At 37.9% G+C, this 15,097-nt stretch carries 14 protein-coding genes and 1 pseudogene; 11 read left to right on the top strand and 4 right to left on the bottom strand.

Annotated elements, in window-relative coordinates:
* Positions 1–54: 54 nt before the first annotated feature.
* Both J0871_RS13025 and J0871_RS13020 read left to right on the top strand, forming a co-directional pair.
* Positions 55–1,482 (top strand): 5'-nucleotidase C-terminal domain-containing protein, encoded by a 1,428-nt coding sequence (locus J0871_RS13025; RefSeq protein WP_208225778.1) that lies wholly within the window; start codon positions 55–57, stop codon positions 1,480–1,482.
* A gap of 114 nt (positions 1,483–1,596) precedes the next feature.
* The gene (locus J0871_RS13020) at positions 1,597–2,367 is read left to right on the top strand and encodes a DUF2490 domain-containing protein (protein WP_243870495.1); all 771 of its coding nucleotides are present in this window, start codon (positions 1,597–1,599) and stop codon (positions 2,365–2,367) included.
* Between the two features lie 44 nt (positions 2,368–2,411).
* Here the strand turns inward: J0871_RS13020 and J0871_RS13015 are convergent, their stop codons facing one another.
* Positions 2,412–2,939: a DsrE family protein gene (locus J0871_RS13015; protein WP_208225776.1), complete on the bottom strand. Its 528-nt coding sequence runs from the start codon at positions 2,937–2,939 to the stop codon at positions 2,412–2,414.
* Between the two features lie 24 nt (positions 2,940–2,963).
* The gene (locus J0871_RS13010; protein ID WP_243870494.1) at positions 2,964–4,574 is read right to left on the bottom strand and encodes a bifunctional UDP-sugar hydrolase/5'-nucleotidase; all 1,611 of its coding nucleotides are present in this window, start codon (positions 4,572–4,574) and stop codon (positions 2,964–2,966) included.
* A 158-nt stretch (positions 4,575–4,732) separates the two neighbouring features.
* Here J0871_RS13010 and J0871_RS17340 point away from each other — a divergent pair, with 158 nt between their 5' ends.
* The 3 genes and pseudogenes from J0871_RS17340 to J0871_RS13000 all read left to right on the top strand — a co-directional run bounded on the left by J0871_RS17340 (position 4,733) and on the right by J0871_RS13000 (position 6,106).
* On the top strand, positions 4,733–5,473 hold the full coding sequence (locus J0871_RS17340) for a hypothetical protein (RefSeq protein WP_243870493.1): 741 nt from the start codon (positions 4,733–4,735) through the stop codon (positions 5,471–5,473).
* Positions 5,389–5,763 (top strand): annotated as a pseudogene (locus J0871_RS13005) (cytochrome C); the annotation flags it as partial. The gene J0871_RS17340 and the pseudogene J0871_RS13005, both read left to right, overlap by 85 nt.
* Before the next feature lie 205 nt (positions 5,764–5,968).
* Positions 5,969–6,106, top strand: a complete 138-nt coding sequence (locus J0871_RS13000) for a hypothetical protein (RefSeq protein WP_208225774.1) — start codon at positions 5,969–5,971, stop codon at positions 6,104–6,106.
* A gap of 682 nt (positions 6,107–6,788) precedes the next feature.
* Here J0871_RS13000 and J0871_RS12995 read toward each other — a convergent pair.
* The gene (locus tag J0871_RS12995) at positions 6,789–7,253 is read right to left on the bottom strand and encodes a DUF302 domain-containing protein (protein ID WP_208225773.1); all 465 of its coding nucleotides are present in this window, start codon (positions 7,251–7,253) and stop codon (positions 6,789–6,791) included.
* A gap of 18 nt (positions 7,254–7,271) precedes the next feature.
* Positions 7,272–7,658: a DUF302 domain-containing protein gene (locus J0871_RS12990; protein WP_208225772.1), complete on the bottom strand. Its 387-nt coding sequence runs from the start codon at positions 7,656–7,658 to the stop codon at positions 7,272–7,274.
* A gap of 269 nt (positions 7,659–7,927) precedes the next feature.
* Here J0871_RS12990 and J0871_RS17335 point away from each other — a divergent pair, with 269 nt between their 5' ends.
* The 6 genes from J0871_RS17335 (at position 7,928) to J0871_RS12960 (ending at position 15,080) form a co-directional block, all read left to right on the top strand.
* Positions 7,928–8,212: a hypothetical protein gene (locus J0871_RS17335; protein ID WP_243870492.1), complete on the top strand. Its 285-nt coding sequence runs from the start codon at positions 7,928–7,930 to the stop codon at positions 8,210–8,212.
* Positions 8,213–8,481: 269 nt separating this feature from the next.
* Positions 8,482–8,916, top strand: a complete 435-nt coding sequence (locus tag J0871_RS12980) for a hypothetical protein (protein WP_208225771.1) — start codon at positions 8,482–8,484, stop codon at positions 8,914–8,916.
* A gap of 71 nt (positions 8,917–8,987) precedes the next feature.
* A complete protein-coding gene (locus J0871_RS12975; protein ID WP_208225770.1) occupies positions 8,988–10,172 on the top strand; it encodes a TolC family protein in 1,185 nt (394 codons plus the stop codon).
* Positions 10,173–10,187: 15 nt separating this feature from the next.
* Positions 10,188–10,469: a hypothetical protein gene (locus tag J0871_RS12970; RefSeq protein WP_208225769.1), complete on the top strand. Its 282-nt coding sequence runs from the start codon at positions 10,188–10,190 to the stop codon at positions 10,467–10,469.
* Positions 10,470–10,484: 15 nt separating this feature from the next.
* Positions 10,485–11,981, top strand: coding sequence for an efflux RND transporter periplasmic adaptor subunit (locus J0871_RS12965; protein WP_208225768.1), 1,497 nt, complete (start codon positions 10,485–10,487; stop codon positions 11,979–11,981).
* An 18-nt stretch (positions 11,982–11,999) separates the two neighbouring features.
* Positions 12,000–15,080 carry an efflux RND transporter permease subunit gene (locus J0871_RS12960; protein WP_208225767.1) on the top strand — a complete coding sequence of 1,027 codons (3,081 nt, stop codon included), beginning with the start codon at positions 12,000–12,002 and terminating at the stop codon, positions 15,078–15,080.
* The last annotated feature ends 17 nt before the right edge of the window (positions 15,081–15,097 follow it).

Below are 15,097 nucleotides of genomic sequence, written 5' to 3'. Positions count from 1 at the left end.
AATATTGAACAACCTATTATCCGTAAATATTGGATTCTTTAAAAAGTGAATAACATGAAATTAAATATTTTATTTATAAACGATGTACATGGTTACATCGCTCCACATCCTGAGCTGTTTTATAATGAATGTGGAGAGGTTGTAGAAACTGCTGGAGGCTATGCCCATATTGCCGGCTTTGTTGAGCAGGTGCGTAAAGAAAATCCAAATACATTGTTCTTTGATGGCGGAGATTCCCTACACGGTACAAAACCAGTGGTAGATTCCGGCGGCAAAGTGATGGTTCCCATTTTAAACGCTTTAAAACTTGATGCGCTTGTCGGACATTGGGACTTTGCCTATGGCCCAGATGTCTTAAAAGAAATAGATAGTCAGTTAAATTTTCCTGTCTTCGGCTGTAATGTATTTTCTGAAGATGGCTCAAATTTCATGCAACCCACAGCCTTGTTTGAGAAAGAGAATCTCAAAATTGGGGTGATTGGTATTTGCTCAATGATTGTAGATAAAGTAATGCCTACTGAGATGAGTAAAGGCCTGAAGTTTACTTCTGGTTTGGATGAAATACCAGAACATATAAAAAATTTAAAAGCCAAAGGATCTGATATGATTATCCTGCTTTCCCATAATGGATTTCCACAGGATGTGGAACTATTGCAAAAAGTGGAAGGTATAGATATCTGTTTGAGTGCCCATACCCATAACAGAATTTACACACCAATTGAAATAAATGGAGCAAGAATAGTACAGTGCGGATGTCATGGTGCATTTATAGGTAATTTTACCATCGAAGTTGAGGATAAAGAAATTAAATCTTTTGATTATGAGTTGGTTAGGGTTGATGCTTCTTTACCAATAAATCCAGAAATGGATAGAATGGTTCAGGATATTTTGAAACCATACACTAAGATGAGGACAGTTGCTATTGGTACTACCAGCAAGATTTTACATAGATACAGCACTACAAACTCTACCATGGATGAATTACTCCTCAGGGCAATTGCCAGTAGTACAGACACTGAAATTGCATTTTCTAATGGCTGGCGTTATGGAGCACCCATTCCAAAAGGAAACATCACTGAGGATCACCTATATAATATTGCCCCAATGAACCCTCCTGTTTCAACTGTAGAACTTACAGGAGGAGAAATAAAAGAGATGTTAGAAGAAAATCTGGAACGTAGCTTTTCCTGTAATCCCTTAGGTCAAATGGGAGGATATGTAAAACGTTGTTTAGGGCTACAAGTAAATCTTCGAATTGAAAATCCTAAAGGACATCGTATACAGGAAATATACTATAAAGGAAGACATATTGATTTTGAAAAAACCTATAAGGTCAGCTTCGTTACAACTCAGGGTGTAGCTAGTAAGTATGGTAAGAATCGAAAAAAGTACGATATAAATGCTGTGGAGGCGATGAAGGACTATCTAAAGGAAAATTCAAATTTTGCACCAGGTAATAAAGAAAGCTTCAGATTAGTATAATCAATAGTTACATCAAAACAAACCTCAAACACCTTTAGAATACTAATTTTATTTACATAAGTATTTTTATAATTCACTGTAAAACAAATTTTTAAGTTTAAATATTGTGTTTCAATGACCCTTTCTTTTTTCTTTTACAAAAACTCGACTTTTAATAGAGCAATATCTCTTTTAATTTTTTTGAAGTTCTGCTTATCCTCGAACCTTTTAGCTGCACAAGAAAATAAGGTTCATTTCAGTTCATGGAATAATATTAATATAAATCTAGAACTAGAGAAGAATTTATCGCTAAAAAACGAAATTAAATTTCGTAGAACGAATTTTATAGAAACCTGGCAACAATTTCTTATCCGGCCAGCAATATTATATAGTATTAAGCCGGATATTCAGCTTGGGTTGGGAGTAACCTACAGTAAAAATTATCAATCATTGGAATTAGATGTTCCCATAGATAATTCAGAGAAAAATATATGGCAGCAAATCCTATTTAAGCAGGGATTCGAAAATTTTATGATTTTTCACCGGTTTAGGTTGGAAGAACGGTTTAAGGAAAATATTATTGAAGATGGGGGAAGTTATCTGGTGAAGGGGTATAATTACAAAAACCGTCTTAGATATCGGTTTACAATTAAAATCCCTGTGGGAAACGAAAAAATATTTGAATATATAGCATTGCGATTTAAGGAAGAAATTTTGATGAAAACCAATAAAAGTTTTATTCCAAAAACTATAGATGAAAATCGTTTGTTTCTGGGTTATGATATTCAAATATCCGAAAAATTAACGTTCTCCTCCGGGTACTTATACAGTTATAGTTTTGATAGTCTAAAAGATTCTCAAACATCTAATAATATTTTAGAGACTACTCTGAAATACACCTTATAAATGGAAAAATATAAACAATCTTTCTTGGTCAAGATTCTATGAAATTAAGGGATGAGTGCATAACCTTTCAATTGATAATGAGGCAATACAGTTAAAGCGGATAGTGCCATTTCAGTATAGGCATTCATATCTTCTTTTTTTATCTTTCTCGAAGCCATGGCCTGGCCACAAACAAAAACTGTTACCCCGTTTTCTTTTAAAAGCTTTAATAATTCCATATTAGGGTTCTGTGTTTTAAATCTCTTTTTGTATTCTTCATGGGATAGGATAGCATAAGTCGCCTCTCCATGTATAACCCCAACAATATCTATCTTTTTATGAACTACATTTCCTGCTTTTAATAAATTGAGAGTTCGCGCGATTTTCCATAGCCCTACATTAACACCTTCTTTCTCCTTTTCATTTTCAATATTAAAAATCATTTTATACGTAAGGGAAGTATCCGGTAATTGGGCAACCTCTTCATAATATTGGATTTGTCCATAACCTTCTATCGCAGGTGTTTGCCATTCTTGAGCATTCAATTGAAAACTGATAGTAAGCGTCCCTAGGAGTATGAATATATTTTTCATCTAAATCTTCATTAACAAGAGTGATTATTTGACCACAGTAACTTCTCCCATGTTTTCAGGATATTCAATTTTTGTCATTTCTCTGAATTCTTCTAAAATAAACTCAGTAAGGACAACCTTAGTTTTATGAATATTAGTACCCTTAGCAAATTCAACATAATTATGAATCCCACTGAGCATACCAGAATGTGTGGACACATTATATATCTCGCTATCTACAATAGGCTGATTTTTAATTTTAATTCCCGACACCCGATCTCCTATTGGTTTTGATAAGTCTATATGATAGTGTATACCCGATGACTGTATAAGGCCTCCAACAACCTCTATTTTATTCTCTGGCTTTAAATTAGTTGCAGTTTGTTCTAAAGTTTTTCGAATCTGCGATCCAGTCATTTGCAGGGTAACAATCTTCGCAGGGTGAGGGAGAAGCTTGTAGATGTTTTCACTTGTTATGTCTTCTTTCAAAGAAATACCATATCCAACTCCAGGAAGAAAAGCCACGTCTGTGTTGTACTCTTCTTTCATTATATTAGTTACAACTTTGTCAAAAGGGCTTTCAGATTTGTATTGCCTTCCAATCACCGTATCAGTTCGACTAATATTTTCTTCCAGCCTCACCACGTGAGGTTCCCGTAGTTGCTGAATCAATTGTTCTAAATTCTGATCTGCGGTATATTTGTCATGCCATAAATAATGATATTGGGTATTGATACCCGTTAATTTTTTATTTGTAATTAATAACTCAGTTTCTCCCAAAACAGCGGCATCAGATAAAGCCTGAACTAAATAAGTCTGGTTTATTTTAATTGGAGGTTCGATCACATCATGACTGTGCGCTCCAATGATTATATCTATCCCATTTATTTTTTCAGCAATAATTTTATCTACAGCCATACCTTCATGAGAGAGTAGAATAATAATATCTGCTTTTGTTTTTAACTCCGGGAGATATTTTTCAATGGCTTCTAGGCCGCTGGTAAATTTCAGACCTTGAATATTCTTTGGGTTTCCAGTTAAAGGAGTATTTCGATATCCTACTGGAAGGACACCTATATTCAAACCATCTCTTTTGAACAATTTGTAAGGATCTCTAAAAATAGGATTCCCTGTCTCTTGATCTATTATATTTGCTGCACGCATAGGAAAATTAGCCATTTTCTCCAACTCACGGGTTCTTTTCAGGCTATAGTCAAAGTCATGATTTCCCAAAACCATAAGGTCATAATCTAATTCGTTCATCATACGAATCATCGCTTCTCCTTTAGTAATATTACCTAATTGGTCATCACTAAATGTATCCCCACCATCAAGTAGAATAACATTTTCCGTCCCTTTTTGCTGTCTAATCGATTTGACGGCTGTTGCCATCCACGCAATTCCTCCAATTTCGCCCAATTTTTTAAACCTCATAGGGTTATCAATGGAATCTCCGGTTTGAGCGGTAGCATTATCTAAAGTTGTTTGAAAAGGCATATAGGAGCCATGTATATCATTAGTGTGCAATACTGAAACTCGTTTGTTTAGATCCGGCTTTTCAACATTCATCGTACTTGTATCATTAGTTGTTTTACAACTATTAAATAAAAGGGGAAATGATATTAATATGAGAAAAGATAACTTAAGTTGTGACATTTTTTTCATTTGAAATTTCCTTAAAACTATCAAATATAAAACCTCTTTGGCTAAACTTATGCAACATTTGTTACGTAGGTTTTTAATGGTATACTATATGTTTGAAAACCATAATATTCTCAAAAGTAATTTAGATTGAGTGATTTTAATATTTCAATATGAAGGATTTTAGATCTTTAATAAAATCCATTACTTATTTTTTTTGTTCCTTAATTGTACTTATAGTTGTATTGTTCTCGGGCGTATTACTATTTGAATTTAATCCTTCTTTATTTATTAAAACTGAAATTTCTGCGAAAGACTGGAAACCCAAAGATGTTAAAGTAGAATTAGCTTCAGGTTTTATGCCTGCAGAGGTAAAATATGGCTATCAGCTTATTGCAGAATCCCCAAAGTATATGGGGCCTATGGCTGAAGATCCTGATATGCGTTATGCGGGAAATAATTTGGCTTGTATAAATTGCCATTTGAAAGCAGGTACACAGGCGGGATCAGCATCATGGGTAGGAGTTACGGATCGTTTTCCACAATTCAGGGGAAGATCAAATAGTGAAGGAACCATAGAAGACAGGATCAACGGATGTATGGAACGTAGTATGGATGGGGATAAACTCCCTGTTCTATCCAGGGAAATGAAATCGATTGTAGCTTATATGGAATGGCTGGGTGAAGGTTTGCCAAAGGATAGAGAAAAAGAATTTAAAGGTTTTCCTGAAATTTCCATTCCTGAAGTGGCGGTTGATCTGGAAAAAGGAAAAGATTATTTTCTAAAGAATGTACCGTTTGTCATGGAGAAAATGGAAAGGGGCAGCGTTTTGCAGATTCTACCAAGGGATATAAATACCCACCTCTTTGGGGGGCAGACAGTTATAATAATGGTGCAGGGATGCATCGGGTAATTACCGCCGCCCAATTTATCAAGGGGAATATGCCATTCGGACAGGCAACATGGGATAATCCAAAATTAACCGATGAAGAGGCCTACCATTTGGCTGGATACATCAATAGTTTTGAGCGCCCTCGAAAAAGTAATCTGGAGAAGGATTATCCAGATTTAAAATTAAAACCAGTTTCAACCCCGTACGGCCCTTGGGCAGACGATTTTTCAGCAGATCAACATAAAAACGGACCCTTTCCAACTATTATAAAATATTACAAATTGGAATACGGTATAACAAAAAGCAAATGACAATAATTATTTCTTCTTCAAAACTAATAGCTTACTTATACCACAAGTTTTAATTTTCCAGGAAGTTAAAGAAGAAAAAGCCGTAGTAAACTCAGTGGTCAATTACGATCTTATCGAATGAATATTTTTATTAAAGGCCATTGGTAAACTCTGAATCTGCGAGAATGATTCCGAGTCCAAGGGCTACGTTATCAAATTGAAGCTGGTGATAACACCTTTTTCGGGGCAGGAATATTTAATGCGGTGGCGCGTAGGTCTACGGGAAATTTTATGTATTGGAGAAAGTATAGGTACGTATGCCGTGGGCAGGGACTGGACCGAATCCTGCTCAATATACCGGTAATACTAAATCAGATTTTCTTTTTTTACTAATGCGAACTTTAAAATAACAGAAAACTAAAGTATTGAAACCTGGAATTATTTTATAGACAATGTAAATAACTCTTTTTATTTAAAACCAAAAATCTATATAACTGAAATTGTTAATCTTGAAATGGAATGGTTGCATCAAAATAGGATTGGTGAAGGTGTAATTCCATAGATTCTTTGCGTTACTTTCAAGCTAATTCTTTGGATATCCTAGGAGTAAAAGTAAAATCTAATTGGTACCAAAAATCTTCTATCTCTTAGGATATGACAAAAAATTCCCCATGTTCAGTTTATTTTTCCAAGAGAATGGGGTATAGATTTTTTGTTCAGTTTTCAGAAGAGGGAGCGGAGTGAAGCCTCTCCAGATAATCATGCCTTAATTATAAATTATGATGACACGTAAATATTGGGAGATCCTGAGTTAAAAATGAATACAGTACTCAGTGTAGGACAATAATGGTAACCCTCAGTTTTGAATCAAAAATTAAACAAATGTGCAGTGCAAGGTTATACGCATATCAATTTTTACTTGAATAAAACGGACCTATTTCTTGTAGCTATAATCCTAAGCTATAGCTTTTAGAAAATTAGGTTTCTGATCACAGTAATTGAATTAAACTATCGCCATACTTTAAATTTACCATAAGAATAATTGTTCATAATTTCATTCTGGGCTGTTCAATTTCTGATAGTATTGCCTGTAAGGTTTCAGTAGTTTTTTTTGCAATTTGGGTTAGTTCTTTAGAGGGGGACCAAGTAATACTAATATCTTCAATAGAAACTTCAACCATACCTTGTGCAACCTCCTTTACAGTTACAGAACACGGCAGAAAGATACCGGTTTGAGGATCCTTTGAAATTGCAAGGGAAGCGGTCTCTGGATTACAAACGGATAATATAACGTGTGAGGGCATATCTTTTAAGTGACCTTTTAAGTAGTCTTTTAGATTTAATTCTAACAGAATGTCAAACTCTCTTTTTTTTAAGGCTCCCTTTACGTTATCCACAATTTCAGAATATGGAAGGGAACCATAACGCTGACTTATACAATAAACAGTATGTTGACTTTCAGTATAGTTCTGATTCTTTATTTCTTTATTGGCTGGATTCTTCTTTTCCATTTTTGTGTAATTGCAAAATTATAGCTTATATACTATTTGCTTTAATTTATCTCCAATTTCTGTCGCGATCTTTTCTAAGTCTTTATTCTTTACGGCCTGCATAGATGCCATTGGATTTACTGCAGCGATTTCAATTTTTTCTTTTTCTATTTCCTGCACAATTACATTGCAAGGTAACATTGTACCAATCTTATCTTCTGCTTTCAAGGCTTCGTAAGCATATGGGGCGTTACAGGCACCAAGAATACGATACTTTTTAAAATCCACATCCAGTTTTTTCTTGAGGGTTTCGGTAACATTTATTTCAGTTAGCACCCCAAAACCTTCTTTTTCCAGTTCATCCGTAACTTTTTCAATTACTTCTTCAAATTCTCCCGTAATAGTCTTGTTAAAATAATATTCCATAACTGATGTTTTATCATTACTTATAAAGATAAGAATATATATAAACTCTTAACGTAACGATTGTTACAAACAATCGAAGAATTTTCTAGTGTAACAAAGGTTACATGGAGTAGTATTTAATTCGTATATTTTTGAAAAATCTATGGTGGTTTAACCATAGATAGTGATATTTCTGGTGATAATTTTTTCAGGAAAACTTATCACGGTAGATTCTGATCTATATAGTTTCAAATTGAATAATAATGAGATAATCCTGTTAAATTCTCTGTGTGAAAAAAAATAATAACCTTAAGAAAAATGGCGACAATTTTGAAACCTCTTCTCCATTAAAACTATTGAAACTGGCCAGGATCGGTTCAAACAATTATCAGTTTACAGAAGAAATTGAAATCCTTGAAATTCGGGATCAGAATCTTAGGAAATATGTTTATGTAAGGCCTTTAGTTTTAAGCGTTCATCCCAGAAAATTATACCCGTCTCCCACATATTCAATTATCTGTGATAAAACCGTACAGGAACTTACAAACAAAGAAGAGATGAAGAGCTATATTTAAAAAGAGGAAAAAGTCCACGTAAAATTGTGTTATGTGGGTCCTCCTTAAAAAAAATTAAAGTTAATAAAGAAGATATCCCAGAGGAACTTGAAGTTGTGGACAATGGTATCCTGCATGATTTTCAGCTGCAGAAGAAAGGTTATTTGAGTATAGAACTCTAAGTAGTCAGTAAGTTAATTAGTTGAAGTATAAACCATAAGAGCTAAGGTTCTTATGGTTTATACTATTTTTCCTCAAATCTCTGTGATAAATTATTACTTTTGTAATTAGTGCAAACAAAAAATCAAATAAAGTCCCTATTTCTTCTTGGCGTTTTTATGCTGATGTCTTTTCATCAGGTCATACCGCATGCACACCATGAACATCAGGAGGAGAAGAACGAGGTTGCACATCATCATTCCGGAGAAGATCATCACCACGAAAAGAAGCAGGAAAATAAGCAGGGCGGATTCTTGTCTTATCTGCTGGCCATTCATTCTCATACGAGTACTTCCAATGAAATTCCGGTTGTTAAGGAATATTCCGAGGACGTCAGGGCACAAAAGACAGAAGCCAAAAAGAAAACTTCAAACAAAAACTATTTAGGGAATTGGATTTTAGCTGATCAGGATTCAGAAAATTTTGAAATTTATCAGCCTCCAAATGAATACTTCAATCCTTATTTATCCTTACTCTCACTTCGGGGACCTCCCGACTTAGTTTGATCAACTAGTCAGGCCACTATTTAAAATAGCTGGCTGACCTTATCGTATAGATTAAACTAAAATCAAAATTTATGTACAGAAATATAGTTTCCGCTGTATGCGGAATACTAATATCTATGGGCTCATTTGCCCAAGATACCGGTATGAATGGCATTTTGGAGCAGATTAGCCAGAATAACAGACAACTCAAGGCATATCAGTCTTATATGGGTAGTCAGAATCTTGCTAATAAGTCAGAGAATAACTTGCAGGATCCTGAAATTTCAGTCTTTTATCTTCCATTCGGCGAACATCAAACCGGTGATTATACAGAATATCAGGTTTCTCAGCAATTTGAGTTTCCTACCGTTTATGGTGCCCGAAGCAAGCGAATTGAAAAGCAAAAGGAATTATTGGAACTGGAATATGAAACGCTACGTCAGGAAGTATTACTTAATGCCAAAAAACAGCTTTTGGAATTGCAGGCTTTCCAAAAACGAAAGGACTTGGAGCAGAAAAGAGTAGAGCAGGCCAAACAGGTATATGACCAAATTCAGCGTTTATTCGATGCAGAACAAATCGGCATCCTGGAATTGAATAAAGCCAAAGTAGCCTGGTTACAGGAGCAGTTTGAACTGGATCAGGTCAACATCATGATCAGGAACACATTGCTGGAACTTCAGAAATTGAACGGTGGAAATGCAATTGAAGCAGAACAGATCCAAATTTTTGAAAATCCTGAACTTGCCTCCATACAAAGTCTTTGGGAAGAAAAGCTTTCCGAAGATGCCGAAATTCAGCAGTTAAAAGCTCGTGAGAATCTTGCCCAACAGCAGGTAAAACTGGAAAAGAATAAAATTCTTCCAGACCTAAGCATTGGTTATAATTACCAGGGAGTGAATTCCAGTAATTATTCAGGATTTCTGGGCGGACTATCTATCCCTCTTTGGAACAGTAAGAATAAAGTAAAAGCCGCAGAGGCAAATTTGGAATACACTCAAGCAAGCTCAGGTGCTGAAACTTCAGAACTATACACCAGGTTTCAGGAGAATTCTCAGCAATATCAATTATTAAAGAGAAAATACCAGGAATACCAGAAGACTTTTCAGGATCTGAATTCCGAAGAACTTTTATTTAAAGCCTACGAACTTGGGGAATTCTCATTTCTGGATTATTACCGGGAAGTGGAGTTCTACCGGCAGGCTTATAATAATATGCTGGAGATGGAGAAAGAACTCCTTCAGCTTAAAGCAACACTTTTAAAACATCAATTATAATTAAAATTAAATAATATGAATTTCAAGAATTTAATTTTCGCAGCAATACTAGTATTTGGTTTTTCAGCTTGCAGAGATACAGCAAAAGAAGACCACGGCCATGAACATGAAGAAGGAGCGGAAGCTCACGCCCATGAGGAAGAAGAGCATGGTCATCCACATAATGAAGATGGTAGTCATATGGACGAAGATCATATGGAACAGGAAGAATTCAAAGTTGGTGAAGATTCATTCGATATGCATGAGGATTCTGACCACCATACGCATGATGACGGAACGGAGCATGAGGATCATTAAAAATCAATAGTAGACATGAAATATATTTATATAGTATGCATCTCGCTTTTCCTATTTTCCTGCGGAAATAACGAGGAGGAAGGCCATGCGCACGATGCGGAAGGGAACCACGTAGGTTCAGAAGTACCTGCGATCAGCAAAACCATCTGGACAGACCAGACGGAGCTTTTCGTTGAATTTCCAGCTTTAGTGACAGGGAAAACCAGCAAATTTGCAGCTCACTTTACTGTTCTGGATAAACACCAGCCGGTTCGAAAGGGCTCGGTTACGGTAAGTCTTATTCAGGGAGATAGCGGAATTCGACATAAGGTGGACTCACCCTCTTCACCTGGGATTTTTTCTCCAGCCTTGCAACCAAAAGATACGGGGACTTACGACCTGGTTTTTGATCTGAAAACTCCTGAGTATTCAGACAGGATCGTAATTGAAGATGTTCAGGTGTATGCCTCGGCTGCGGGAGCTTCAGAAAATGTAACGGAAGCTGAAGATGCCGGCATTAGCTTTTTAAAGGAGCAGGCCTGGAAGATCGATTTTCAAACCGAGCCTGTTACAGATGATGAAGTTTATGACATTGTGCATACATCAGGAGTATGGCAAGCCGCTCCGGGAACATATAAGTCTCTTGCAGCAGGAGCCAATGGAATGGTGAATTTTGCTTTAGATAACTTAACGGAAGGTACCGAGGTGAAAAAAGGTCAGCTGTTGATGACTTTGAGCAGCGAAGGACTTTCTTCCAATAATATCCAGGCAGAAATCGCTCAGGCCAAAGCCAGGTACGATCAGGCGAAAGCTGAATATGAAAGAAAAAAGGAACTTTATGAGGATAAAATTGTGCCCAAAGCGGAATTTGAAAGGGTGGAAAGCGACTTTCGGGTAGCCGAATCTAATTACCGTGCACTTGCCTCCAATTACGGAGCTGGCGGGAAGCAGATCAGAGCTCCTTTTGATGGATTCATTAAATCCATCAGCACCTCGAACGGTGATTATGTGGAACAGGGTGCTAACCTTGTTAGCATTGGAACTGACAGATCACGTTTGCTTAAAACGCAATTAAGTGCCTCTCATAATCCAAGTAAAGAAGCTATTGCGAGTGTCTGGTACAAAAATGATGAAGGGACCTGGAGTGAAGTAGAAGAAGGATCTATTGTTTCCGTAGGCAAGGAAGTGGAAGATCGCAAACCAATGATCCCCGTGTATATCAAAGTGAACGATGTAGTTGAAATGCCTGAAGGTAGTTTTACTGAAGTCCAAATTGCGCTTGGAGAAGCTGAAACCGGAATTGTAGTGCCTGAAGCTGCATTACTGGAAGATTACGGTAATTTTTCTGTGATCGTACAAACTGGTGGGGAAAGTTTTGAAAGAAGACCTGTAAAGATCGGCAAACGAAACGGTCAGAACGCCCAGGTACTTAGCGAACTTGAGGCCGGAGACGTTGTAGTGACAACAGGGAATTACCAGGTTAAGATGGCTTCAATGTCTGGACAAACACCCGCACACGGTCATGATCATTAATAAAGAAATAGAAATTAGATGTTAAATAAAATATTATCGATTTCGCTTCAAAACCGGCTTCTGGTTCTTCTGGCGGCTGTGGTACTGAGCGTCACCGGGTTTTACCTCGCACGTAGTATGAACGTGGATGTATTTCCAGACCTTACCGCGCCTACCGTGACCATACTAACGGAAGCACACGGAATGGAAAGTGAAGAGGTAGAGAAACTAGTGACCTATCAGCTCGAAACCGCGATGAACGGTTCGCCGAATGCAAGAAGGATTCGTTCTTCCTCAGCCGCCGGGATCTCCATCGTTTGGGTTGAATTCGACTGGGGTACTGATATTTACAAGGCAAGACAGATCGTAAGTGAACGTATTCCAATGGTTCGTGAAAACCTACCCACAGGAATAGGAGCTCCTACTATGGCACCCATTTCCTCGATTATGGGAGAAGTAATGCTATTGGGAGTCACTTCAGATAGTTTGAACCCAATGGAACTAAGAACATTATCTGACTGGCAGATACGTCCACGGATCAAAGCCATCGGAGGGATTGCAAACGTGGTGGTGATTGGAGGAGATTATAAACAATACCAGGTTTTTGCCGATCCCGGAAAAATGAAATATTACGATGTAAGTCTCGAAGAATTAACCGAGAAGGTTAAAGAGGCAAATACGAATGCTTCCGGTGGTTTTCTGAATCAATACGGAAATCAATACATCATCAAAGGAAGTGGTAGGGCTTATGCGATAGATGATCTGGAGGAAGCTGTGGTAAAACAGGTAAACGGTCAGAGTATTAAAATAAAGGATATTGCGGAAGTACAGATAGGCGCTGCCGATAAGATCGGGGATGGCTCCCTGAATGCGGAACCTGCGGTTATTTTGACAATTTCCAAGCAGCCCGATGTCAATACGCTGGAACTCACGGAAAGACTGGATGAGGCCATTGCCAAACTGGAAACAAGTCTCCCTGAAAGCGTGGAGATCAAAAGTCAGATCTTCCGACAGGCAGACTTTATTGATGCTTCCATCAGTAACCTGAATATGACCCTGCTGGAAGGTGCCTTTTTCGTGGTCATCGTGTTATTCATATTCCTGATGAACTGGCGTACTACCCTAATTTCGCTATTGGCGATCCCAATTTCGTTACTGGTATCGATTATCGTATTAAAAATGCTGGGCTATACCATCAATACCATGAGTTTGGGTGGAATGGCAATTGCAATTGGAGCACTGGTAGATGATGCTATTATTGATGTGGAGAATGTTTATAAACGCCTGCGCGAGAATATTCGAAAACCTAAAGCTGAAAGGCAGTCGGTGATCACCGTGGTAAGGGATGCATCGGTGGAAATTAGAAGTTCCATCATCATAGCAACCCTTATCATTATCGTCTCTTTTGTGCCGCTGTTTTTCCTTGGCGGAATGGAAGGCCGATTGCTGAAACCTCTGGGAATTGCTTTTATCACTTCAGTATTGACGTCGCTGATTGTAGCGGTAACCGTTACTCCCGTGCTGTGTAGCTATCTTCTGAAAAAGGAGAAAATGCTGAAAAAGCAGTCCGAAGGAACAAAAGTGGAAAGATGGTTACAGAAGGCCTACGCCGATATTCTAAATCGTGCCTTAAAGATCCCTAAAACCGTGATCGCGGTAACAGTGGTTGCTTTTTTACTGAGTATTGCGTTATTTACGCAATTAGGAAGAAGTTTTCTTCCTGAATTCAACGAGGGATCACTAGTGATAAGTGTGGTGGGGCCTCCATCCATGTCGCTAGAAGAAAGTAATAAGACTGGAAACCAGGTAGAGCAATTATTGCTTGAAATGGCTGAAGTGGATGTGGTTACCAGAAGGACTGGTAGGGCTGAACTGGACGAGCATGCCCAGGGAGTAAATGCCGCCGAGATCGATGTACCATTCACCCTGGAAGATAAATCGAAGGAGGAGTTTTTTGAAGAGGTACGGAAGAAATTAAGTATCGTTCCGGGGGTTAATATTACGCTGGGGCAGCCCATTGCTCACCGTATCGATCATATGCTTTCAGGTACGAGAGCCAATATCGCAATTAAGATCTTTGGACCCGATCTTCAACAGCTATATGAAATAGGTAAAAACGTGGAGGAGAATATTACTCCTATCGATGGGCTTGCCGATGTAGCTGTTGATCAGCAGATCGAAGTACCACAGATCAAGATAAGCCCAAAACGACAGATCCTTTCAGCTTATGGAATGACCGTAGGACAGTTAATGGAGCAGGTAGATATCGCCTTTGCCGGTCACGAAGTTGGTGAGATTTATGAAGGTCAGAAGTATTTTGACCTGGTGGTGCGTTATAAGGAGGATGTTAGAAACAGCATTGAAAAAATCAGAACTGCCTTGATAGGATTGCCAAATGGTTCACAGGTTCCATTGGAACAGCTCGCTAGTGTTTCTTCTGTAAGCAGTCCTAATACCATTAGCCGGGAAGATGTGCAAAGGAAAATCGTTGTTGCTGCCAATGTGCAGGGTCGGGATTTAAGAAGTGCGGTGGAAGAGATCCAGGTAACCGTGAATTCTTCAGTGACTATTCCCGAAGGTTACAGGGTACAATATAGCGGACAATTTGAAAGTGAATCCAGAGCTTCACAAATGCTGTTGATCACTGCCATTATTGCAATCTTCGTGATTTTCCTCCTGTTGTATTTTGAATTCAACAATGTGAAACTCGCTTTTGTTGTGCTTATCAATTTACCCCTGGCTTTGATTGGTGGAATCTTAATCGTATACTTTACTTCAGGAATTGTAAGTATAGCTTCCACGATAGGTTTTATCAGTTTATTTGGGATCGCGACACGAAACGGAATTCTGCTGGTTTCGAGATATGAAGATCTGCGGAAGGAAGGCCTTAGGGGTTATGAGCTCATTAAATCTGGTGCGCTCGACAGGTTAAATCCAATTCTGATGACCGCGTTTACCACAGGACTGGCACTTATTCCGCTAGCTTTAAAAGGAGGCGAACCGGGAAGTGAGATTCAAAGCCCAATGGCGGTGGTGATACTTGGAGGATTGCTCTCAGCAACGGTACTAAACCTGGTTGTGATACCTTGTGTGTATGAATTAGTTACGAGGGAAGATTAATTCATTTCTAAAATTTT

It is taken from the genome of Salegentibacter sp. BDJ18, assembly GCF_017579965.1.
GTDB lineage: Bacteria > Bacteroidota > Bacteroidia > Flavobacteriales > Flavobacteriaceae > Salegentibacter.
The sequence above is the reverse complement of the archived record's forward strand: the minus strand, read 5'-3'. Positions and strand labels throughout refer to the sequence as shown.